20 protein-coding genes and 2 pseudogenes are annotated in these 21,527 nt (G+C 71.8%); 6 read left to right on the top strand and 16 right to left on the bottom strand.

Translation table 11 applies throughout. The features are described 5' to 3' along the window. From AB0M08_RS18470 to AB0M08_RS18460, 3 genes are read right to left on the bottom strand one after another with little or no spacing between them, the layout of a single operon-like run. Nucleotides 1-960 carry an ABC transporter permease gene (locus AB0M08_RS18470; RefSeq protein WP_364494254.1) on the bottom strand — a complete coding sequence of 320 codons (960 nt, stop codon included), beginning with the start codon at nt 958-960 and terminating at the stop codon, nt 1-3. Then, entirely contained in the window at nt 957-2,462 is a 1,506-nt protein-coding gene (locus AB0M08_RS18465; RefSeq protein ID WP_364494251.1) for an ABC transporter substrate-binding protein, read from the bottom strand. The genes AB0M08_RS18470 and AB0M08_RS18465 overlap by 4 nt, the downstream gene beginning before the upstream one ends. A gap of 11 nt (nt 2,463-2,473) precedes the next feature. Then, nucleotides 2,474-3,805: an LLM class flavin-dependent oxidoreductase gene (locus AB0M08_RS18460; protein WP_364494248.1), complete on the bottom strand. Its 1,332-nt coding sequence runs from the start codon at nt 3,803-3,805 to the stop codon at nt 2,474-2,476. Nucleotides 3,806-4,009: 204 nt separating this feature from the next. On the opposite strand from AB0M08_RS18460, the gene AB0M08_RS18455 reads away from it, so the two are divergent. Next, the gene (locus tag AB0M08_RS18455) at nt 4,010-4,879 is read left to right on the top strand and encodes a LysR substrate-binding domain-containing protein (protein ID WP_364494245.1); all 870 of its coding nucleotides are present in this window, start codon (nt 4,010-4,012) and stop codon (nt 4,877-4,879) included. Here AB0M08_RS18455 and AB0M08_RS18450 read toward each other — a convergent pair. Next, nucleotides 4,860-5,384: a flavin reductase family protein gene (locus AB0M08_RS18450; protein ID WP_364494242.1), complete on the bottom strand. Its 525-nt coding sequence runs from the start codon at nt 5,382-5,384 to the stop codon at nt 4,860-4,862. The genes AB0M08_RS18455 and AB0M08_RS18450 overlap by 20 nt on opposite strands. A gap of 220 nt (nt 5,385-5,604) precedes the next feature. Between AB0M08_RS18450 and AB0M08_RS18445 the strand changes: the two genes are divergently transcribed. Next, nucleotides 5,605-6,069 (top strand): cupin domain-containing protein, encoded by a 465-nt coding sequence (locus tag AB0M08_RS18445; protein WP_364494239.1) that lies wholly within the window; start codon nt 5,605-5,607, stop codon nt 6,067-6,069. Here the strand turns inward: AB0M08_RS18445 and AB0M08_RS18440 are convergent. The 5 genes and pseudogenes from AB0M08_RS18440 to AB0M08_RS18420 form a co-directional block, all read right to left on the bottom strand. Next, the gene (locus AB0M08_RS18440) at nt 6,046-7,200 is read right to left on the bottom strand and encodes a lipid-transfer protein (protein ID WP_364494236.1); all 1,155 of its coding nucleotides are present in this window, start codon (nt 7,198-7,200) and stop codon (nt 6,046-6,048) included. The genes AB0M08_RS18445 and AB0M08_RS18440 overlap by 24 nt on opposite strands. Next, nucleotides 7,197-7,508, bottom strand: a complete 312-nt coding sequence (locus AB0M08_RS18435) for an acyl dehydratase (protein ID WP_364494473.1) — start codon at nt 7,506-7,508, stop codon at nt 7,197-7,199. Before AB0M08_RS18435 ends, AB0M08_RS18440 begins: the two co-directional genes overlap by 4 nt. A gap of 54 nt (nt 7,509-7,562) precedes the next feature. Then, nucleotides 7,563-8,336: pseudogene (locus tag AB0M08_RS18430) on the bottom strand (OB-fold domain-containing protein); the annotation flags it as partial. Continuing rightward, the gene (locus AB0M08_RS18425) at nt 8,333-9,448 is read right to left on the bottom strand and encodes an acyl-CoA dehydrogenase family protein (RefSeq protein ID WP_364494234.1); all 1,116 of its coding nucleotides are present in this window, start codon (nt 9,446-9,448) and stop codon (nt 8,333-8,335) included. The pseudogene AB0M08_RS18430 and the gene AB0M08_RS18425, both read right to left, overlap by 4 nt. Continuing rightward, nucleotides 9,429-9,839: pseudogene (locus AB0M08_RS18420) on the bottom strand (acyl-CoA dehydrogenase family protein); the annotation flags it as partial. The gene AB0M08_RS18425 and the pseudogene AB0M08_RS18420, both read right to left, overlap by 20 nt. A 300-nt stretch (nt 9,840-10,139) precedes the next feature. Between AB0M08_RS18420 and kstR the strand changes: the two are divergent. Next, nucleotides 10,140-10,757, top strand: coding sequence for a cholesterol catabolism transcriptional regulator KstR (gene kstR / locus AB0M08_RS18415; RefSeq protein ID WP_364494231.1), 618 nt, complete (start codon nt 10,140-10,142; stop codon nt 10,755-10,757). Here kstR and AB0M08_RS18410 read toward each other — a convergent pair. Next, entirely contained in the window at nt 10,746-11,177 is a 432-nt protein-coding gene (locus tag AB0M08_RS18410) for an SRPBCC family protein (RefSeq protein ID WP_364494229.1), read from the bottom strand. The genes kstR and AB0M08_RS18410 overlap by 12 nt on opposite strands. A gap of 9 nt (nt 11,178-11,186) precedes the next feature. Beyond that, nucleotides 11,187-12,830 carry a 3-oxosteroid 1-dehydrogenase gene (gene kstD, locus AB0M08_RS18405; RefSeq protein WP_364494226.1) on the bottom strand — a complete coding sequence of 548 codons (1,644 nt, stop codon included), beginning with the start codon at nt 12,828-12,830 and terminating at the stop codon, nt 11,187-11,189. Between the two features lie 151 nt (nt 12,831-12,981). Between kstD and AB0M08_RS18400 the strand changes: the two genes are divergently transcribed. Then, entirely contained in the window at nt 12,982-13,620 is a 639-nt protein-coding gene (locus AB0M08_RS18400; RefSeq protein WP_364494224.1) for a PaaI family thioesterase, read from the top strand. 295 nt (nt 13,621-13,915) lie between these two features. Further along, a complete protein-coding gene (locus AB0M08_RS18395) occupies nt 13,916-14,950 on the top strand; it encodes an intradiol ring-cleavage dioxygenase (protein ID WP_364494221.1) in 1,035 nt (344 codons plus the stop codon). Between the two features lie 220 nt (nt 14,951-15,170). On the opposite strand, the gene AB0M08_RS18390 is transcribed toward AB0M08_RS18395, so the two are convergent. Continuing rightward, complete coding sequence (locus tag AB0M08_RS18390) at nt 15,171-15,503, bottom strand: hypothetical protein (RefSeq protein WP_364494218.1); 333 nt, start codon at nt 15,501-15,503, stop codon at nt 15,171-15,173. An 827-nt stretch (nt 15,504-16,330) separates the two neighbouring features. Here AB0M08_RS18390 and AB0M08_RS18385 point away from each other — a divergent pair. Next, the gene (locus tag AB0M08_RS18385) at nt 16,331-16,555 is read left to right on the top strand and encodes an ATP-binding protein (RefSeq protein WP_364494216.1); all 225 of its coding nucleotides are present in this window, start codon (nt 16,331-16,333) and stop codon (nt 16,553-16,555) included. A gap of 269 nt (nt 16,556-16,824) precedes the next feature. On the opposite strand, the gene AB0M08_RS18380 is transcribed toward AB0M08_RS18385, so the two are convergent. From AB0M08_RS18380 to AB0M08_RS18365, 4 genes are read right to left on the bottom strand one after another with little or no spacing between them, the layout of a single operon-like run. Next, on the bottom strand, nt 16,825-17,568 hold the full coding sequence (locus AB0M08_RS18380) for a class I SAM-dependent methyltransferase (protein WP_364494214.1): 744 nt from the start codon (nt 17,566-17,568) through the stop codon (nt 16,825-16,827). Between the two features lie 53 nt (nt 17,569-17,621). Next, nucleotides 17,622-18,779, bottom strand: a complete 1,158-nt coding sequence (locus tag AB0M08_RS18375; protein WP_364494211.1) for an aminotransferase class V-fold PLP-dependent enzyme — start codon at nt 18,777-18,779, stop codon at nt 17,622-17,624. Nucleotides 18,780-18,781: 2 nt separating this feature from the next. Beyond that, nucleotides 18,782-20,083 (bottom strand): pyridoxal-phosphate dependent enzyme, encoded by a 1,302-nt coding sequence (locus AB0M08_RS18370; protein ID WP_364494208.1) that lies wholly within the window; start codon nt 20,081-20,083, stop codon nt 18,782-18,784. Then, nucleotides 20,080-21,474, bottom strand: coding sequence for a Y4yA family PLP-dependent enzyme (locus tag AB0M08_RS18365; protein WP_364494206.1), 1,395 nt, complete (start codon nt 21,472-21,474; stop codon nt 20,080-20,082). Before AB0M08_RS18365 ends, AB0M08_RS18370 begins: the two co-directional genes overlap by 4 nt. Between the last annotated feature and the right edge of the window lie 53 nt (nt 21,475-21,527).

Genomic DNA, 21,527 nt, shown 5'->3' with positions numbered 1-21,527 from the left:
TCACACCCCTCTCGCCGAGGCCGGGGTGACCCGGGCCAGGATCACGTTGACCAGCAGGTTGAAGACGACGACCAGGACCACCGAGACGACCAGCACGCCCTGGACGGCGGGCACGTCGCCGCGCTGCGCCGAGTCGGCCGCGAACTTGCCGAACCCGGCCATCCCGAAGATCGACTCGGTGACGACCGCGCCGCCGAGCAGGTTGGGGAACTTCATGCCGAGCACGGTCAGCGCGGGGCCCATCCCGTTGCGCAGCACGTGCCGGAGGAAGATCCGGCGCGGGCTGAGGCCGCGGACCACCGCACCGGTCACGTAGTTCTCCCGGTACGCGGCGACCAGCCCGGAGCGCAGCTGACGGGCCACGTCCGAGACGGTGTCGAAGCTGAGCGCGATCGCCGGCAGCGTGATGTGCGCGAGCCAGACGCCGAACCCCCGCTCCGCCGGCACGTACCCGGCGGAGGGGAACCAGCCCAGCCCGACCGCGAAGACCACCACCAGGGCGATGCCGACCACGAAGGACGGCATCACCGAGATGAAGGTCATGAACCCGGTGATCGCCCGGTCCACCCAGGTGGTCCGGCGCACCGCGGCCAGCACGCCGAAACCGAACCCGAAGACCACCCCGATCAGCAGGGCCAGCCCGGCGACCGAGAGGCTGACGATCGCCCCGTCGGTCAGCAGCCGGGCGATGTCCGCACCGTTGTACCAGCTGGTCCCGAGGTCCCCGGAGAGCAGCCTGCCGAACCAGTCGGCGTACTGGGTGAGGAACGGCCGGTCGAGACCCCACTGGTGCTCGATCTTCGCGATCGCCTCGGGCGTCGCCGACTCGCCGAGCTGGAGGTGAGCCGGGCTGAGCCCGCTCAGCGCCCGCAGCGCGAAGGTGACGAAGGTGGCCAGGACGAAGACCGGGACGAGGATGGCGACCGACCGGGCCAGGCCGGCCAGGATGGCCCGGGTCATGACGCCGCGACCGTGAGCCCGGTCCAGTGCAGCTGGCCGGGGACCGCCGCGAAGTCGGAGACCCGGGTGCTCTTCACGAAGAGGTTCGGCGACGAGTACGTGAAGACCAGCGCCCGGCTCTCCAGCCCGGCACGCGTCGCGGCCTGCAGGTTCGCCTGGTAGCCGGGCGAGTCGAGCGGAGTCTGCCGGGCCTTCGCGACGGCGGCCTCGAAGCCCTCCGGCTCGTACGGGGTGCTCAGGTTGAGCGGGCCGTTCGGTCCGAAGTGCGCGGTGAGCGTCTGCACCGGCGATTCCCGGCCGGTGGTGCCGTAGAGCGAGAGCGCCAGGTCCTTGGCAAAGAACGGGGTGGCCCAGTTCGGGTCGACCTTGACGTTCACCGTGATGCCGGCCGCCGCGAGCTGCGACTGGACGATCTCGGCGGCGGTGGAGAAGAGCGAGGTGATCACCAGGTCGACGGTGATCTCGCCCGGCCGGTAGCCCGCCTCGGCGATCAGGGCCTTCGCCTTCGCCAGGTCGTAGGGGTACCGGTTCGCCGACTGCTGGTCGTAGGCGATGTAGTTCGACGGGAACGGCTGATCGGTCGCGGACCCGTTCCCGAACGTGATCTTGTCGACGAACTCCTGGCGGTTGGTCGCGTACCGGACCGCGTCGACGATCTTCGGGTTGTCGAACGGCTTCTTGTTGATGTTGATGCTGATGTTGGAGGCGTTGTAGCCGGGCTGGTTGACCACGTCCAGCCTCGCCGCCTCGGCCGCCTTGACCTGGCTCGCACCGAGCGTGGCCAGGTCGTAGACGCCGGTCTGCACGCCCGCCACGATCGTCGCGGCCTCCGGCTCGGCGAGCAGCTCCACCCGGTCGATGTGGATGTTCCCGGCGTCCCAGTAGTCCGGGTTCTTCGCGAAGTAGACGTGCGAGCCCGGAACGTTCTCGGTCACCACGAACGGGCCGGCGCCGACCGGGTCCTTGTCCAGCGCGGTCGGGTCGGCCGTGGGGCTGGTGATCTGGGCGACGCGCTCGCCGAGCAGCAGCGGGATCTGGTAGTCGACCTGGGTCAGGTCGATCACCACGTCGGTCGCGCTCGTCGCGGTGACCGTCTTGAGCGAGGTGAGGTCGCCGAAGAGCGCCGAGTCCTTCTGCGTCTTGGCCCGCTCCAGGTAGGCCTTGACCGCCGCGGCGTCCAGGGCAGTACCGTCGCTGAACGTCAGGTTCGGCCGCAGGTGGAAGGTGACCTGGTCGCCCTTGTCGTTGTAGTCCCAGCTCTCGGCGAGGCTCGGGACCGCCTCACCCTTCTCGTTGATCTCGGTCAACGACGCGTAGGCCAGCGACAGGATGCGGAACTGGGCGCCGCTGCCGCTCACCACCGGGTCCCAGTGCGCGGGCAGGGTGACCGCCCAGCGCAGCGTGCTCTCCTCGTCGGCGGCGCCCGCGGCGCCTCCCGCGCAACCGGTCAGGGTCAGGCTGAGTGCCAGGGCTGCGGCGGCCCATTGTCGGGTACGGCTCATCGTGGTGCCTTTCACTGGACCGGGACGCCGGTGTAGCGGTTCGGTGGGACGGGGAGCCCGAGGTTGCCCCGGAGCGTGGTGGCGTCGTACGCGGTGCGCGCGATACCCCGCTCGCGCAGGAGCGGCAGCACCTCGTCGACGAAGCGGGCGAAGTCACTCGGCACGGTGACCGTGAGGTTGATGCCGTCGAAGGCACCCGCCTCGAACCACTTCTGGATCTCGTCCGCCACGGTCCGCGCCGAGCCGACGAAGGGCGAGCGCCGCGCGTCGATGCTGTGCTGGACGACCTGGCGCAGCGTGAACCCGTTCTCGGCGGCCAGCTTCTTGATCTTCTCGGCCTGGGTCTTGAAGCTCCGGTCGCCCAGGTCACCGAGGTCGGGGAAGGGCGCGTCCAGGTCGTACCGCGTGAAGTCGTGCCAGCCGAACGGACGGCCGAGCTCCTTGAGGGCCCGATCGAAGTCCTTGCCGCCGACCAGCTCGGCCTCGATCGCGCGGGCTTCCTCATCGGTGTCCGCGATGATCGGGCTGATCCCCGGGACGATCAGGACGTGCTCCGGGTTCCGGCCCTTGGCGGCGGCGCGGGCCCGGATGTCCTCGGCGAACGCCCGGCCCTCCTCGATCGTCTGCGCGTGCGTGAAGATCGCCTCGGCGACGCTCGCGCCCAGGTCCCGGCCCTCCTCGGAGTCGCCGGCCTGGAAGATCACCGGCTGGCCCTGCGGCGAGCGCTGGATGTTCAGCGGGCCGGCCACCTGGAAGTGCTCGCCGATGTGGTGCAGCGCGTGCTGCTTGGCCTTGTCGAAGAAGACGCCGTTCTCCTTGTCACGCGGGAAGGCGTCGTCCTCGTACGAGTCCCAGAGCCCCTGCGCCACCCGGACGTGCTCCAGGGCGCGGCCGTACCGGGCGGCGTAGTCGTAGTGCTCCTTGCGGCCGTAGTTCCCGGCCGTCCCGCCGTCCCCGGTCGCGACCACGTTCCATCCGGCCCGGCCGCCGCTGATCAGGTCGAGCGAGGCCAGCCGCCGTGCCAGGTTGTACGGGTCGTTGTACGAGGTGGTCAGCGTGCCGACCAGCCCGATGTGGCTGGTGTGCACGGCCACCGCGGAGAGCAGGGTGAGCGGTTCGAGCCGGTTCAGGTAGTGGTTCGGCGAGTCCGGGGTGATGAACTGGCTGTCCACGATGAACACGTGGTCGAAGAGCGCGGCCTCGGCCTGCTGGGCGCGGGCGATGTACCAGCGGATGTCCACGCTCGCGTCGCCGGGGATCTCCGGGTTCAGCCAGGTGTGGTGCTGGCCCGGCCCACCGACGCCGAGGAGCACCGCTCCCAGCTTGAGGGTTCTACGGGTCATTATATGATGCCTTTCCGGGTATTTCGGGCAGCAAGAATGCGGGGGTTCGTACGGAAGGAAGGGCGCCTCGGGCGGCGGCGCCGCCGGGTCAGGACGCCCGGCTCATGGAGACGAGTATCGGTACACGGTGCGTGACGCGTCCAACGAAAGATCGTGATGACGAGCCATCACGCAGCCTGATCAATTCCTAGTAAGATGATAGGCATGAGCGGGATTCTTGACATCGGGCCCCTGCGCAGCCTGGTCGCCGTCGCCGACACCGGCGGCTTTCAGCGCGCCGCGACATCGCTGCACCTCAGCCAGGGTGCGGTGAGCCAGCACGTCCGCCGCCTGGAGGCCGCGCTCGGCCGCACGCTGGTCGAGCGCGAGGGACGCGGATCCCGGTTCACCACCGACGGCGAGGCGCTGTTGCTGCACGCCCGCCGGATCCTCGCCGCGCACGACGAGACGCTGCACGCGTTCGGCGTGGAGCTGGAGCGCACCCTGCTGATCGGCTCCACCGAGCACGCCGCGGCGCAACTGCTCCCGGACCTGACCGCCTCGCTGGCCGCGCGCTTCCCGGACCGGCGGATCCGCTTCCGGATCGACCGGGGCAGCCAGCTGCGGACCGCCCTGCTCGACGGCCGGGTCGACCTCGCGCTGCTGCTCGGGCCGGCCGAGGAGCCCGAGGCCCGTACGGTCGGCGAACTGAACCTGACCTGGTACTCCGCGCCCGGCTGGCAGCTGCCGCCGACCGGCGAGCCGATCCCGCTGGTCGCCTTCGACGCCCCGTGCGCGCTGCGCAGCCGGGCCCTGGAGACGCTCGCCGCGAACCGGCGCTCCGCCGAGGTCGGCTGCGAGGCGGCGCACCTGGCCGGGGTGCAGGCCGCGGTCCGGGCCGGGCTGGGCGTGGGCCTGATGGCCACCTTCGGCCAGCGCCTCGACGGCCTGGTGGCCCGGGACGACCTGCCGCCGCCGCAGCCCCTGGAGCTCTCCGTCTGGCCCCGGCGCGGACTCGGTGCCGACCTGGTCGAGGGCGCCGCGGCCACCCTGCTCGACCTGCTCTCGACGGGCGCTACTCGACGGCATGATTGACGGCGGCGTACCGCCCCGCGTGGTAGAGCAGCGGCGTCTCCGACTCGTCGTCGCGGTGCTCGCCGGCCTGCGGGGTGGCCAGCACGATGGTGTGGTCGCCGGCGGTGACGCGCTCGACGACGCGACAGACGAAACGGGCCAGCACGCCGTCCAGAAGCGGCACGCCGTCCGGCCCGGGAGACCAGGCGCCGTGCGTGGCCAGCCGGTCGATGCCGCGGGCCGAGAACGTCCGGGCGACCTGCTCCTGGCCCTGGCCGAGGACGTGCACGGCCACGGTGCCCGCGGCCTCGACCGCGGGCCAGGCCGACGCGGTGTGCGCCAGGCAGAACGAGACCAGCGGCGGATCCAGGGATACCGAGGTGAACGAGGTCGCGGTGAAGCCGGTGGCCGGCTCACCGGGCGCGGTGATCACCACGACGGCCGCGGCGTGACGGCGCAGCAGGCGGCGGAAGAGGTCCGCGTCCACGGTCTCGGCGGTGTCGGGCGTGATGGCGTGCAGGGTCATGGCGGATGCCTCCATGAGGTGGCGCGCGGCCCGCGTCGACGGGGACCACGCTGGAAGTGGGCCATCGAGCCGGGCCCGGTGCGGATGCCCGAAACCCGCACGACCGGCTCGCTCTCGACGGTGCTATCCGGAGGGCCACCGCGTCAACACGCTTCTCATATCCTAGTGAACCGATAGGCTCACGTTGACTTTCCGGATCTGTTTATGCACAGTGCAGGGCATGAGCGACGACGACCCCTTCCACCGGCGACTGCACCACGTGGCCTCGAGCGCGCTGTCCGGCGACACCGCGCAGACCACCGGGATGCGCCGGGTCGAGGCGATCAGCGGCAGCACGGTCGGCAGCCGCAACCTCTGGATGGGACAGACCCACGTGGCCGCGAGCACCAACTCCGGCAACCACCACCACGGCGAGTCGGAGACCGCGATCTACGTGGTCAGCGGCAACCCGTCCTTCGTCTTCCTGGACGAGGAGAAGGGCGAGATCCGGGTCGACACCAAGCCCGGCGACTACATCTACGTCCCGCCGTGGGTCCCGCACCGCGAGGAGAACCCCGACCCCGACAACGAGGCCGTCGTGGTCATCTCCCGCACCACCCAGGACGCCGTCGTCGTCAACGTCCCCGACCTGACGTGGATCGGCCCGGTCGCGGTCGGCACCTCAGAGGTCCCGCTCCAGGACTAGGCCGCTGGTCGGGACGCCGGTGCCGGCGGTGACCAGGACCGGGCCGTCGCCGGCCACCTGGTTGACCGACGTGCCGCGGATCTGGCGGACCGCCTCGGCGATGCCGTTCATGCCGTGGAGGTACGCCTCGCCGAGCTGGCCGCCGTGCGGGTTCACCGGCAGGCGCCCGCCGAGCTCGATGCCGCCCTCCGCCACCAGGTGCCGGGCCTCCCCCGGGCCGCAGAACCCCAGCTCCTCCAACTGCATCAGGACGTACGGGGTGAAGTGGTCGTAGAGCACGGCGGTGCGGATGTCGTCCGGGGTGAGGCCGGACTGCTCCCAGAGCTGCGCGGCGACCACCCCCATCTCGGGCAGCGCGGCGATCCGGTCCCGGTAGTAGCTGGTCATCACGTACTGGCCGGGCCCGCTGCCCTGGGCGGCGGCGGCCACCACCGCGGGCGGCCGGGGCAGGTCGCGGGCCCGCTCCACCGAGGTGACCACCAGGGCGACCGCGCCGTCGCTCTCCTGGCAGCAGTCCAGCAGCCGCAGCGGCTCGGCGATCCAGCGGGACGCGCGGTGCTGTTCCAGGGTGATCGGGCGGCCGTGGAACCAGGCGGCCGGGTTGGTCGCCGCGTGCCGCCGGGCCGCGACCGTCACCCGGCCGAAGTCGTCGGTGGTGGCGCCGTAGTCGTGCAGGTAGCGCCGGGCGACCATGGCCACCATCGCGGCCGGGGTGGCCAGCCCCATCGGCACGTGCCAGCTCGCGTCCACGTCGGCGAAGCCACCCGTCGAGGCCTGGCCGAAGCGGCGGCCGGAGCGCTCGTTGAGGGCGCGGTAGCAGACCACCACGTCGGCGAGCCCGGCGGCGACGGCGAGCACGGCCTGCTGGACGATCGCGCAGGCCGCTCCCCCGCCGTACGATATGCGGCTCAGGAACCGCAGGCTCGGGGCACCCACCTCGCGCCCGACGGCGATCTCGGCGCTGGTGTCCATCGAGAACGTCACCAGGCCGGAGACGTCGGCGGGGCGCAGGCCGGCGTCGTCGAGCGCGGCGCGCACCGCCTCCACCGCGAGACGCAGTTCGCTGCGCCCGGAGTCCTTGGAGAACTCCGTGGCGCCGATACCGGCGATGGCCGCGGTTCGCGAGATCATCGTGTCAGCCTTACGCTTCCGGACACGTGAACCCCTTCTCCGGTACGGCCGTGCAGCGCGATCGTCCCGCCCCCGACGTCGTGCCCGCCGAAGGTGAGCGTGTCGTACGGGTGGCACGGCGCCCCGAGCCGGATGTCGATCCCGTGGATGACGGCGGACGGCCCGGCCCAGTCGGTGACGTAGCGCTGCACCAGCCCCGTGGTGGTCAGGATGTTGAGGAAGATGTCCCGGTTGCCCCGGGCGATCGCGGCGTCCCGGTCGTGGTGCACGTCCTGGTAGTCCCGGGTGGCCAGCGCCGTGCTGATCACCGTGGTCGGGGTGACCGGAAGCGACCAGGACGGGAGCGCGACGTGGTGCGCCGGGCGCCAGACCGGGAGCCCGCCGTCGATCTCGGCGCGGACCCGCTCGCCGATGCTCACCGGGCCGGTGCAGGGTGCGACCATCCGCACCCCCTCGTCGAGGTCGACCAGCGCGACGATGAACGGGCCGGCGCGGCCGGGCAGCTTCGGATGGTGGTGGACGACGAAGCTGTGGACCGTTCCCGTTCCGGCCGTCACGGCGTACTCGACAGGGGTGAGGGAGCCGCAGGAGGCGCAGGCCGGGCCGGGAGGGTGACGCAGCGACCCGCATTTTCCGCAGCGCTGCAGGCGCAGTTCGCCGTCGGCCAGGCCGTCCCAGAAGAAGGCGGTGTCCGGTGTGCGCGTGGGCGAGATAGGCGGCATCTTCGGTTTTTCGCTTTTCTGGGCGCGGTACCTCAGCACCCGGAACCGCATCTCCCCGACCTTCTCCGCGCCGGAGAACCAGCTGCTGACCGTGGTGATGAACCGCCCCTCGCCGAGTGCGGTCCGCTTGGGAGGCGACACGTCGACGACCTCGCCCTCGACGGTCAGCTCCTCACCGACGCGCAGGTAGCGGTGGTAGGTCTGTGCACTATCGGTCGCGACGATCGAGGTGTAGCCCTCGTCCTCGAACCCGCCGTAGAGGTTGTCGACCGCTTTTGATAATCCGCGCATCGTCCAGACCTGAAGCATCGCCGGGGGTGCGACCCCCTCCCGCTCGTAGCGCGGATTCTCGTCGCCGATCGCTTCCAGCCAGGTTCGGATGGCCGGCAGGTTGACCGGGTCGCGCGCCCTCATCGCGGCACCCGCGGCAGCCCGAGCCCGGCGGTGCAGATCAGCTCCCGCTGGATCTCGTTGACGCCGCCACCGAACGTGAGCACCAGGTTCCGCCGGGCCTGCACGTCCAGCCAGGCGAGCAGCTCGGCGGTCGCCGGATCGGCCGGATCGCCGTGCCGGGCGACCAGCTCCTCCAGCTCCTGACCGAGGCGCAGCAGCCGCTCCGAGGAGAAGACCTTGGTCGCCGACGCGTCCGCCGCCGACGGCTCCGCCCCGGTGACCTGCCAGTTCAGCAGCTCGTTGACCCGCATCGTGGCGTACGAGCGGGCCAGCGCGCGCCGCACCTCGGGCAGCGCGGCGGCGCCGGAGGCGTGCGCCCAGGCGAGCACCCGGTCGTGCAGCGCGCCGATCCGGCCGGCCGGGCCGAGCATCACCCTCTCGTGGTTGAGCTGGGTGGTGAGCAGCCGCCAGCCCTCGTTCTCCGCGCCGACCAGGCGGCTCACCGGCACCCGGACACCGGCGAGGTAGACCGCGTTGACGTGGTGCGCGCCGTCGCAGGTGATGATCGGCGTCCAGGAGTAGCCGGGGTCGCTCGTGTCCACGATCAGCACCGAGATGCCGCGGTGCCGGTCCGGGCCGGTCCGGCAGGCGAGCCAGAGATGGTCGGCGTCGTGCGCGCCGGTGGTGAAGGTCTTCTGCCCGTCGACGATGTACTCGTCGCCCCGCCGGACGGCCCGGGTGCGCAGCGCGGCGAGGTCCGTCCCGGCCTCCGGCTCGGTGTAGCCGATCGCGAAGTGGATCTCCCCGGCCAGAATCTTCGGCAGGAAGGCGGCCTTCTGCTCCTCGGTGCCGTTCTTCAACAGCGTCGGCGCGACGGTCTGCAGGGTGACCGCCGGGAGTGGCACGTCCGCGCGGGCCGCCTCGTTGACGAAGATCTGCTGTTCGACGGGACCCTGACCACCGCCGCCGTACTCGATCGGGAAGCCGAGGCCGAGCCAGCCGTCCTTGCCGAGCTGAGCGATCATCGCGCGATAGCGCGGGCCGTGGCGCTCCTGCGTCCCTTCCAACCGTTCGAAATACTGCTTTATCGTCGTTTGTAGACGCCGCTGGGACTCAGTCAGGTCGATGTACAACGTGCCCCCCAAGGATGCCCAGCCGGTGCTCGGCGCCGCCCAGGTACCGGACCAGGTCGCGGACCAGCGCCGTGTACCGGTGCAGCGGGTAGTCGGCGGCCAGCCCGAGCCCGCCGTGCAGGTGGTGACAGGTGCGCAACGCGGGCGGCGCCTCGGTGGTGAGCCACTGCGCCGCGACGGCGAGCTCGGTCTCGTCCTCCCGCCAGAGCGCGGCCAGCGTCGCCAGGTGCAGCGTCCGCGCGACGACGTAGACGTCCGCGATCTGCTGCGCGGCGGCCTGGAACGTGGCGATCGGCCGCCCGAACTGCTCCCGGGTCCGCACGTGGGCCGTGGTCAGCTCCAGCGCCCCGGCCACCGCGCCGTCGCCGATCGCGCACGCCGCGAGCACCGACTCCGGCGGCGGCACGGTGACCCGGTCCGCCCGCCGCCCCGCCTCGATCAGCACGAGAGCCACGTCCCGCTCCGGCAGATCGAGCAGGCCGGCGGTCCGCAGCGCCGCCCACGCCTTGTCCGGATCGCCCGCGAGTATCTCGGCGGCGAGTCCGCTGATCGCGGCCTCCCGCTCGTCCGGCCGGAAGTCGGGCCCCATGCCAGAATTAGAACACGTTTCACTAAGCCTCCGCCACGACCGGGGGACACAGTGCCGCAACACCCCGTTGGTAGGCTTGATTCACCACAGAAGGGGGCGACCATGGCGGCGAGAACGAATACCAGCAGCCGGGCCGCGCTCGCGGGCAGCGACACCGAGCAGGGTTCCGCCGCGCAGCGCGATCGACGGCGGCGGATCCTGGAGGCGACGCTCTCGCTGGCCTCCAAGGGCGGCTACGACGCGGTCCAGATGCGCACCGTGGCGGAGCGCGCCGAGGTGGCCCTGGGCACGCTCTACCGCTACTTCCCGTCCAAGATCCACCTGTTGGTCTCGGCGCTGGAGCTGGAGCTGGAGGCGATCGCGGGCAAGCTCGACCGCAAGCCGGTGCCGGGCGAGACGGCGTACGACCGCACCCTGCACGTGCTCAGCGGGATGACCCGGGTCATGCAGCGCGAGCCGCTGCTCACCGAGGCGATGACCCGGGCCTTCATGTTCGCCGACCCGTCCGCGAGCGCCGAGGTCAACGCGGTCGCCCGGCTGATGGAGGACATGTTCGTCCGGGCCATGCACGACGACGAGCCGACCGCCGACGACCGGGCCATCGCCCGGGTCATCGGCGACGTCTGGCTCTCCAACCTGGTGGCCTGGGTGACCCGCCGCGCCTCGGCGAACGACGTGGTCAACCACCTGGAGCTGGCGACCCGGCTGCTACTGCGTTAACTCGACCAGCTTCGCGAGCGACGTCTTCGCCGAGGCACCGGCCTGCTTCTCGAGCATGCCGGCCATCGGCCCGTTCAACGCGGGCCCGAGGAACTCCATCTCGTAGGTGATCCGCGTCCCGGCCGCCAGCGGCTCCAGCCGGAAGCGGTTCTTCGCCTTCACCCCCATCGGACCGTCCCCGGCCTGCTCCAGGTGCTTCGGGGCCTCCGCCGCGACCACCGTCCAGGCCATCTCGGCCGGCATGCCCATCAGCTTCACCTTCTGCTTGTACCGCGCGCCCTCGCTCACCGCGGCGGGCAGCTCGGTGGTGAAGCCCTCGTGCATGCTGTTCCACTCGGGCGTCCGGGACAGGTCGGTGAGGACCTGCCACACCTTGTCGGGGTCGGCCGGCGTCTCCGCCGACACGGTCACCTTGGGCATCCGCACTCCTCAGGTTGATGCGGCCATCTCCAGGCCGGCGGTGTAGCCGAACGTCATCGCGGGGCCGATCGTCGAACCGGCGCCCGCGTAGCTGTGTCCCATCACCGCGGCGCTCGCGTTGCCGGCCGCGTACAGCCCGGGTATCACCGTGCCGTCCGGGCGCAGCACCCGGGCCCGCGCGTCGGTGACCAGCCCGCCCTTGGTCCCCAGGTCGCCCGGGACGATTTTGAACGCGTAGTACGGCGGCAGCGAGAGCGCGGACAGGCAGGGGCTCGGCGTGTTGGTCGGGTCCGCGAAGTACGCGTCGTACGCGCTGTCGCCCCGCTTGAAGTCGGTGTCCTTCCCCGCCTTGGCCAGGGTGTTGAACCGGTCCACGGTCGCGCGCAGCGCCGCCGGCGGCACCCCGATCTTGGCGGCCAGCCCCTCGATCGTCCAGTCGCTGACCAGGGCGCCGTTCGCGTACCAGGAGGCGGGGTAGGGCAGCGCGGGCGCGATCTCCTGGAAGAGGTACCGGTTCCGGTACTGCTGGTCGTGGATCATCCAGCAGGGGAAGTGCGCGCCGGCGTACATCACGTGCACCACGTCGCTGTACGGCGCGGCCTCGTTGACGAAGCGCTTCCCGGTCCCGTCGACGAAGACGTTGCCGGGCAGCGTGCGCTCGGAGAGGCAGAAGTACGGCCCGTCCGGCAGCGGGATCATCGGCCCCCACCACGAGTCGTCCATCAGGCCGAGGGCCGCTCCGGCCTCCTGACCGGCCCGGATGCCGTCACCGGTGTTGGACGCGGCGCCGACCGTCCAGTCCACCCCGATCGGCGCGGCCTGGTACTGCTGCCGCATCGCGAGGTTGTGCTCGAACCCGCCGCTGCCGATCAGCACCCCGCGCCGCGCCCGGATCTCCAGCTGCTGACCGTCCCTCGTGGCCAGCACGCCGGCCACCCGCCCGTTCTCGACGATCAGCTCGGTCAGCGGGGTGTTCAGCCAGACCGGGACGTCCGCGGCGATCAGCCCGGCGCGCAGGCCACCGGCGAGCGCCTGCCCCATGGTGATCGGGTTCTGCCCCTGCGCGGCGAGCTGCAGGTAGCGCCAGACGATGTCGGTCGCGGTGGCCAGGCCCTTCGGGTGCCGGGCGATCAGCGCCAGCCACTTGTAGTCGACGTCGTAGATGACCGTGCCGGCCGGCGTCGGGATGTAGGCCGGGTTCAGGTTCGCGTACTCGTCGCCGAGGATGTTGGCGTCGAAGGCCGCGGGCTCGATCGAGCGCCCGTTCGGCATCCCGCCGGAGAGCTCCGGGTAGTAGTCCGGATAGCCGCCCATCCACTGGAAGCGCAGCGGCGTCCACGTCAGCACGAACGAGATCGCCGCCGGGCCGTTGGCGAGGAAGGCCTGGCGGCGTACGGCGGGCACCTCGGCACCGACCACCGCGGCCAGGTAGGTGTCCGCCTGCGCGGGGGTGTCCGGCACACCCGCGGCGAGCACCACCTCGTTGTTCGGCACCCAGATCCCGGCGCCGGAGCGGGCCGCCGACCCGCCGAAGACCGCCGCCTTCTCGATCACGACGGTGCTCAGGCCATTGCGGGCGGCGGCGAGCGCGCCGGTCATCCCGGCCGCGCCGGCTCCGGCGACGACGACGTCGTACTCCACGGTGACCGCCATGGAATCTCCCCATCCACTGCGTCGACTCACCCGGTCGTGACAACTAGAACAGGTTATAGCAGTGTGACCTGATTCACTAGCCTCGCGGCCTTCACGCGAACCAGCGTTGGTAGAACCTGATGCTGTTCCCACTCACCCGAAGGGGCAGACCTTGATCGACGACCGCCGCGCCGCCATCGAGGACCTCGGCGACGCCCTCCGCACGCTGGTCGAGACGGCCACCACCACCGAGGCGCCCGCCGCCGCACTGATCGAGGCCGCCGACCGGATCCGCGAGCTCACCGCGCCGCTCGCCGCGCGCACCCGCGACCGCGACACCCTCGCCAGCGCCGACGACCTGCTCGGCAACGTCCGGATGTACAACCCGGTGATCGGCCCGGGCAACCCGCTGGCCCCGCCACTGCGGATCGTCCACGACGACGGGGTCGCCGTCGGCACGTGCACGCTCGGCCTCGCCTTCGAGGGCCCGCCGCGCTTCGCTCACGGCGGCGTCAGCGCCATGCTCCTCGACCAGATCCTCGGCCACGCGGTGACCCTCTCCGGTCATCCCGGCATGACCATCCGCCTGGACACCGCCTATCGCCGCCCGGTCCCGCTGCTCACCCCGCTACGCCTGACCGCCGAGGTCACCGCCGTCGACGGCCGCCTGGTCACCGCCGCCGGCAGCATCGCCGCGGCCTCCGATCCGGACACCGCCCTGGTCACCGCGACCGGCACCTTCAAGACCCTCAGCCCCCACCAGACCTCGACCCTCTTCGGCCCGCTCCTGCGCGCCTCACCCACCCTCTGATCACTTCCGGCGTACGCGGGCGGCTCCTCACGACCCAGTGACCGATTCCGACCGGCTCGCGGGCTCCGTCGCAGCACCCCTTCCGGAACGGGCAGACGCCCCTCCGGAGGCTCGTCCACAGGCCTCGCCGTCGTCGACGCCCTGGCCAGAGCCCTGCCGGCGGCCACCCACCGCAAACTATGACCCAATCGATATGATTCGATGTAGATCAACCACAGGTCATTCATAGCCTTCGATGTTCTGCTGCCTTGACCGATCCCAACACTCGGCACAGTGACTCCAGGAGGCGGCAGAAATGGCAACACCCCGGGATCCCGAGAACGAGGCGTACGTCCGCGCCGTTCATGACAAGGGACTCGCGTTCGACCTCGGCACCATGTCCCGCCGCCGGATGCTCGCCGTGCTCGGCGGCACCGGCGCGATCGCCCTCACCGGCGCCGGCGCCCTGATGGCCGGGGGCGCCGAGGCCGCCGCGGCCACCTGCGCCGAGGAGGTCGAGTCGGAGACGGCCGGCCCCTTCCCCGCCGACGGCTCCAACGGCCCCGACGTCCGCACGATCGACGGGGTTGTCCGGCACGACATCCGCCCGTCCTTCGGCGACTACACCGGCCTGGCAGAGGGCGTCGAGCTGAAGTTCACCATCGTCGTCCAGGACCTGGACTGCGCGGCGCTGGAGGGCGCCGCCGTCTACGTCTGGCACTGCGACCGGGAGGGGCGGTACTCGCTCTACTCCGACGGCGCGACCGAGGAGAACTACCTCCGCGGCATCGGGGTGACCGACTGCTTCGGCCGGGTCAGCTTCACCAGCGTCTTCCCGGCCTGCTACACCGGGCGCTGGCCGCACATCCACTTCGAGGTCTACACCTCGCTGGAGGAGGCCACCAGCGGTGCCGGGCCGATCCGCAAGACCTCCCAGATCGCCTTCCCCGAGGAGATCGCCGACGAGGTCTACGCGAACGCCGAGGGCTACGAGGCGAGCGTGACCAACATGGAGGGCATCTCGCTCGAGAGCGACATGGTCTTCGGCGACGACCTGGCCGCCCGTGAGATGGCCACCGTCACCGGCGACTGGACCACCGGTTACGTCGCCCGCCTGGTGATCACCGTCGACCCGACCGCGGTCGAGGAGCCCGGTGGCGGCGGCCCCGGCGGTCCCGGTGGCCCCAGCGGCCCGCCGCCGAGCGGCCCGCCGCCCTCCGAGTCGCCGAGCCCGACCGCCGAACCGACCGACACCGCCTCGCCGACCCCCAGCGAGAGCGACACCGCCACCGCCGAACCGACCGAGACCGCTACGCCGACCGACTCCGCGTCGGCCACCGCCGAGGCGTAGCCCGAGGACGCGGCGCCGCCGGGACACTCACGGATCCCGGTTGTGGGGACGGCGCCCGAACGGGCACCCGGCCGCTCCAGGGGTCCGCTGCCCGGCCCGCCGCCAGACCGCCCTCCCGGACTGGCGGCGGGCACCCACGTGAGAAGCGTCCCCCCGACGCGGAACGCCCGCTCGCCGGAACCCCTCGGCAAGCGGGCGTTTCTGATCGGTCGCTACCCGACTACCAGAGCGGGTAACCCGGATAGAACGGCCCCGGGTAGTACGGGCCCACGTCCACCCGGATCCCCCCGCGGTAGCCGAACGGCCCGTAGTACGGCGGCCAGGGCGGCGGGTAATGCGCGCCCACCGTCGTCGTGCCGGTGCTGCCGGCCGCCACCAGGGTCGTGCTCGTCGTGCTCCGTGCACCGGTCCCGGACCGGTCGGCCGTCGCGACGACGGCCGTGCTGGCGCTGGAATCCCCGCCGGCCGGCGCGGCCTGTGCCGCCCCCGCCCCCACGGCGACAACGGCCAGAACACCGATTCCGGCGACCATGAGGTCGCGGATCCTGCTCATGCCAGTCCCCTCTCCGTTGCTGCGGTTGATCCCCCTCAGCCCATCACCCCGGCTTCTCCGCCCGTGGCCGATGCCCCGCTTGTCCGCCCTTTCGTCCCCTCTTCCGCACCGAACGCACACCGTTCCCGCATTCCCCGGACACCCACCCGCTGCCGTGCGCGGACCACCCCGGTCCCTCCCTGCCCTGACACGACCCACCGTCTCGGCTCCGCACGGTTGTCTCCAGCGTGCCGGAGACACTCGTGACCCCGCTGGTCGATTCCGGCCGGATCATCGTCGTCGCCGGCGGGGGTCGCGGGATGGGCGTTCTCGGTCATGGTCTGGGTTGGGGGTTATCCACAGCCGGGGTTTATCCACAGGGTCCCGGGCCAAGATCACCGTTTTCTGCCACTGTTCCGTTAGGGATGGGGGTTTCCCCCGGTCGGGGTGGGCCCTGACCGGCCGGTCTTGATCAACATTTCATGATCAACTACGGGGGATGATCTTGGCGGCTGGCGTTCTGGGGTGTGTCGGCGGGCTGGAGTGACCCGTGAGCGCCAGCTTTCCCGGCGCGGCTGGCGTTCACGGGTCACTCGGAGCGCTTGAGACACCCCGGTCCACCAGCCGACCGGCCCGAGACACCCCGGATCGCCAGCCCACCAGCCCCGCGGGCGCCGCCCGGCCGGTCCACGACCGAACCCCGGGCCGACGGAACCGACGATCCGCGGGCAGCGCGTGTCCGCACGGGCTCGCCGAACATCGCCGGAAGGCAGCGGCGATCCTGGCGGCCGGATAGGAGCAGCCCGGGTACCGCACAAGGACCGCACACATCCCACGATCACGGTGCGGTGCTGCCACCACCACCAGGCGGGCCACGGACAGACGCGGGCCCGGGTCTCTCCCCGGAGCAGCGCGTCAGGGCCCTGGAGCCGTTCTGGCGTACCCCCGGCGCCCCCAAAGGCGGCACGGGACTGGGCCTGGCCCTGGTCTGCAAGCCGGCCACCGCGGGCGGCGGCCACACCCGCCTCGACCCGGCAACCCCCACCGGCCTCGACGCCGTCGTCACCCTCTGACCCACCCACCACCCCACCGCCACCCCTCCCGGCCCGGCCCGCGCCGATCGTGCACACCCGCCGCCGCCCGGCCCGCACCGATCTGCGCACGTGCCGGTGTGCGCCGGCCGGCCCGGCGGAACCGTGCTCGTCGCGAGCCGCGAACCGCCGACGATGGCGCGGCCGGATCAGCCACGAACCGCCGACGATGGCGCGGCCGGATCAGCCACGAACCGCCGACGATGGCGCGGCCGGATCAGCCACGAACCGCCGACGATGGCGCGGCCGGGTCAGCGGCGGGCGGCCAGCGCGGCGTGCCGGCCGTCGCGCCAGAGCAGGCCGGACTCCCGGAAGCCCGCCTGCCGGGCGGCGGTGGTGTGCCAGGAGGCCGGGGCGGTGAACCCGGCCGGCGGGCGGGTACGGAACAGGTCCGCCCGGGTGGCCAGCAGGGGATGCAGGTGCGGGGCCTCGTCGAGGGAGCTCCACCACTGGGCCCAGGCCAGCTCAGCGGCGGCCTCGGCGGGCGCCGGGTCGAGGGACGCCATCACGGTCGGCAGGGTGTCGTCGGGCATCAGGTCGGCGACGATCAGCAGGCCACCCGGCGCCAGGGCCTGCAGCGCCGCCGCGTACAGCGCGCGGATCGGTCCCGGGTCCAGGTAGTGGACGGTCATCACCGCGGTGATCAGGTCGTACCGGTCGCCGGTGGAGGACGGCCAGGCGGGCGTGGTCAGGTCGGCGGCGGTGACGGTGACCGTGGTGGGCAGCGCGGCCCGGGCCAGCTCCAGCAGCACCGGATCGATGTCGACCAGGGTGATCCGGGCGTCCGGCCAGCGGGCCGCCATCCGCCCGGCGAAGAGGCCCGGCCCGCCGCCGAGGTCGAGGACGCGGCGGGGCGCGCCGCCGAGGAGGGCCTCGATCGTGGTGGCGGTGGCGCGTTCCAGGGTGGCGAGACCGGGGACGAAGGCGGTCATCATCTCGTCCCAGGCGGTACGCCAGCCGGCCACGCGAGCCGGGTCGAGGGTGGTCGGCGTCATGGTCTGGCGCTCCCGGACAAGTCGTGAGAAAGCAGGCGACAACGCCCGCGATTCTACTGATCCAGAGCGGACAGGGCGTGCAGAAGCCGGTCAACCTCGTGAACGGTGTTGTAAACGTGCAGGCTGACACGTACCGAGGCGGTCGGCTCACCCCGTGGGCCCTGGCAGTGACCGTCGGCCCGGACCAGCAGGTCGTCGCCGGCCAGGATGAAGCCGAGGTCGTTGGAGCCGATCTCCCGGTGCCGGAACGTGACGATGCTCTGCCGCTGCTGCACCGCGGGATCGGCGAGGCTCGTCTGGCAGCCGAGGACCTCGTACGCGGGCATCTTCGCCAGCGCCTCGGTGATCCGGGTGGCGAGCGCGCGGTTCCACTCCTCGATCCGGTCCAGCCCGGCCCGGTCCAGCCAGGTCATCGCCGCGGCCAGGCTGACGATGCCCGCGGTGTTCGGGGTGCCGGCCCAGCCGCCGGGCGCGAACGCCGGGCCGCGGACGTCCCGCGACCAGACCGCGCCGGTGCCGGGCAGCGCCATCGCCTTGTGCCCGGAGAAGACCAGGAAGTCGACGTCGAGCGTACCGAGCGCGATCGGCAGGTGCCCGACGGACTGGGCGGCGTCCAGACAGATCGGCACCTCGGGACCGGCCGCCGCCCGGAGCCGGTGAATGTTCATGTCGTTGCCGTAGACGTGGTGCACGTGGGTGGCGGCGATCATCCGGGTCCGCGGGCCGACCAGCTCGGCGAGCCGGGTGTAGTCGTAGTCGTGGGCGGCGTCGTACGGCATCGGGACCAGGGTGACCCGCCCCGGTGCCAGCGCGGCCGCTTCCTGCCAGGGGAGGACGGTCGCGCTGTGGTCGGCGTACGGCACCACGATCTCGTCGCCGTCCCGGAGCAGTGGGGCGAGCCAGTCCCGGGCCACGGCGCGCAGCCCCTCGGTGGCGCCGCTGACGAAGTGCACGCCGGAGGGCTCCGGGGCGCCGAGGAACCGCCGCAGCTGGTCGCGGGTCTCCTCGATCCGGGCGGTGGTGCGGTTGGCCCACGGGTACGTTCCCCGGGCGGCGTTCGCGTTGCCGGTGGTCAGGTACCCGGTGACCGCGTCGAGCACGGCGCGCGGCTTCTGCGAGGTGGCCGCGCTGTCCAGGTACGCCGTACCCGGGAAGCTCTGGAAAATGGGGAAATCGGCGCGCAGATCCTGCTGCCAGGAGTCGAGGTCCATGCTCAGTCCCGGACCAGCTCGCCGCCGGCGTCCCGCCACGCGATGATCCCGCCGTCGAGGGAGTAGACCCCGGGGTGGCCCATCCGGGTGAGCAGCGCGGCGTACTTCGCGGACTGCTCACCGACCGGGCAGACCAGCAGCACCCGCTGGCGGCGGCCGAACGGCAGGCCCGCGGTGAGCATGCCGGCGAACGCGTCCTCCGTGATGTTGACCGAGCCGGCCAGGTGGAGCGCCTGGTACGCGTACGGGCTGCGCAGATCGATCACCAGGCCGTCGAAGGAGCGGGCCTGCTGGACGCCGAGCCGGGGAGCGCCGGCCACCTCGGTGGCGGTGAGGGTGCGCACCGAGTTGCGCCGCGGTGGCCGCCCGAACAGGTCGGGGCGGCGTTCCCGCAGGTAGGTGAGGTAGCTCTCGACACGGTCGCAGACGATGAAGACCGCCGTCTTCCGCTCGGTCAGGCCGCTGTCGATCGTACGCAGGAATCGCAGTGCGCCGTGGAACGCTCCGCCGCCGGTGGGACCGCTGAGGATGCCGCACCGGCGCACCAGGGTGAGCAGCCCCTCGATCGCCTCGTCCGCGGTGATCGACGCCATGGTGTCGTAGACGCCCGGGTCGAAGAGCCCGACCTGGTGCACCTCGTCGATGGTCCGGATGCCGGGGATGTAGTCACTCTTCGCCGCCACCAGGCCGACCACCCGGGTGTCCGGATGGTGCCGGCGCAGCACCCGGGCCACCCCGGTGGACGAGCCGGCGGTGCCGACGCAGGCGATGAAGTAGTCCGGCGCGTCCCCGTCCAGGTCCTTGATGATCTCCGGACCGGTGCCGTTGACGTGCGCCTCGATGTTGAGCTCGTTGAAGTACTGGTCGGTGTGCAGATAGCCGGTGCCGTCCTCGGCGAGCCGCCGGTGCATCTGGGTCAGCGGATCGTCGACGTCGGCCGGGTCGAGGCACTCGGACTGACCGGGCAGTTCGTCGATCTCGGCGCCGAGCAGCAGCAGGAGGTCCTTGACCTCGGGCACCCGCATCCGGTTGGTGACGCTCTTGAACGGCAGCCCGTGCATCCCGGCGATCAGCGCGAGCGCCTTGGCGGTGTTCCCGCTGGAGAGCTCGACGACGGTCCGTTCCGATGCCTTCTCCAACAGCGGCCGGATCATGCTCCACGCGGCGCGGTCCTTCACCGAGCCGAACGGGTTCATCATCTCCAGCTTGGCGTAGAGGTCGACGTTGACCAGCCCGTGCACGGCGGGATCGATGCGGACCAGCGGCGTGTCGCCGATCGCCCCGGTGATGTCGTCGATTCTCACGGCGCCTCCAAACTCGGGTGCACGGGCCAGTACTGCTCGTCCAGGCACCAGCGCCAGCGCCCGCCGTCCCGGAACGCCGCGACCTTGCGCGCGAAGGGCTGGTGCAGCGCCTCGGTCGCGCTGAAGTCCATGAAGTAGCCCGCGGTGTTGACGAAGACCAGCAGGTCGCCGGGGCGGGGCCGGTGCGGCAGGAACACCTTGCGCCGGGTGATCAGGTCGGCCTCGAGACAGAGGTTCCCGAGCAGATAGACGCCCTCGTTCCAGGGATCCCTTCTCCCGTACGACACCAGCACGGGATCCATCTGCACCCCGTGCTCCTCCAGGCTCACGTCCCGGGCGTTGAGGTCGAGCCGGACCAGCTCGTCGCGGACCTCGAGGACCCGGCAGACGATCAGCCCGCACTGGTCGAGCAGCGCGCGACCGGGCTCGATGTCCAGGTCGTACATGTGGTCCAGGATCAGCGACCCGAGCGGACGGTGATGCTCGGGCGAGACGGTCGCGAGCAGCCGGTCGAGGTAGGCGGGCCCGGCGACCGGACGGTGGCCGGGATAGAGCGCCAGGTTGCCGCGCAGCGTGCCGCCCTCGGCGCGCAGGCCGTACCCGTGGCCGTGCCAGGTCAGCGGCGGCCGGTGCCCGAGCACGGACTGGGCCAGCGCGGACGTCCAGGCCTCCCACTCGGCCGGGTCGGCGAGGTAGCTCGCCCCGAACCCGCCGCCGATGTCGAGCGACCACGGCCGCAGCCCGCGGGCCCGGCACTCGTCCAGCGCGGCGAGGCAGCCCTCCAGCGCGATCGCCTTCTCCGGCAGCCCGGTGGTGTCCAGGTGGTACGCCACCCCGGCCGGTTCCAGCCGGTCGGCGTGCTTCTCCAGCAGGTCGAGCACCTCGGGCAGCTCGCCGGCCGGGATACCGAACCGGGATCGGCGGCTGAGCACCCGTACGCCGGTCGAGGTGAACCCGGAGAGCCGGATCATCACGCGTACCCGGGGCAGGCGGTACGCCCCGACGATCCCGGCCAGCTCGTGCAGCTCGGCGGCCGAGTCGGCGTTGACCAGCACCCCGGTCCGGGCCGCCAGCCAGAGGAGTTCGCGCGGCTTCGGCCCGGTCGCGATGATCCGGTCCGGGGTGAAGCCGGCGCCGAGCGCGTGCTGCAGCTCGCCGAGCGAGGCCACGTCCACCCCGGCCTCGGTCGCGGCCAGCTCGCGGAGCAGCGCCGACGAGCGGTTCGCCTTGTGCGCGTAGTAGATCCGGCCGCTCAGGTGATGCGCCGCGTACGTCGCCCGGAATGCCGCGACATTGGCGGCGACCGACTGCGGCAGAACCACGGCGACCGGCGATCCCAGGCCGGTGAGAAGGTCGTTGAGAAGGTCGCGCTCGCCCAGGATGGATTGCATTGCCGAGTCTATTCTCGGTGTCATGTACAACATCGGCCGTCCCCATTGTGCCG

It is taken from the genome of Actinoplanes sp. NPDC051851, from assembly GCF_040681165.1.
In the GTDB taxonomy this organism is placed as follows: domain Bacteria; phylum Actinomycetota; class Actinomycetes; order Mycobacteriales; family Micromonosporaceae; genus Actinoplanes.
The sequence above is the reverse complement of the archived record's forward strand: the minus strand, read 5'-3'. Positions and strand labels throughout refer to the sequence as shown.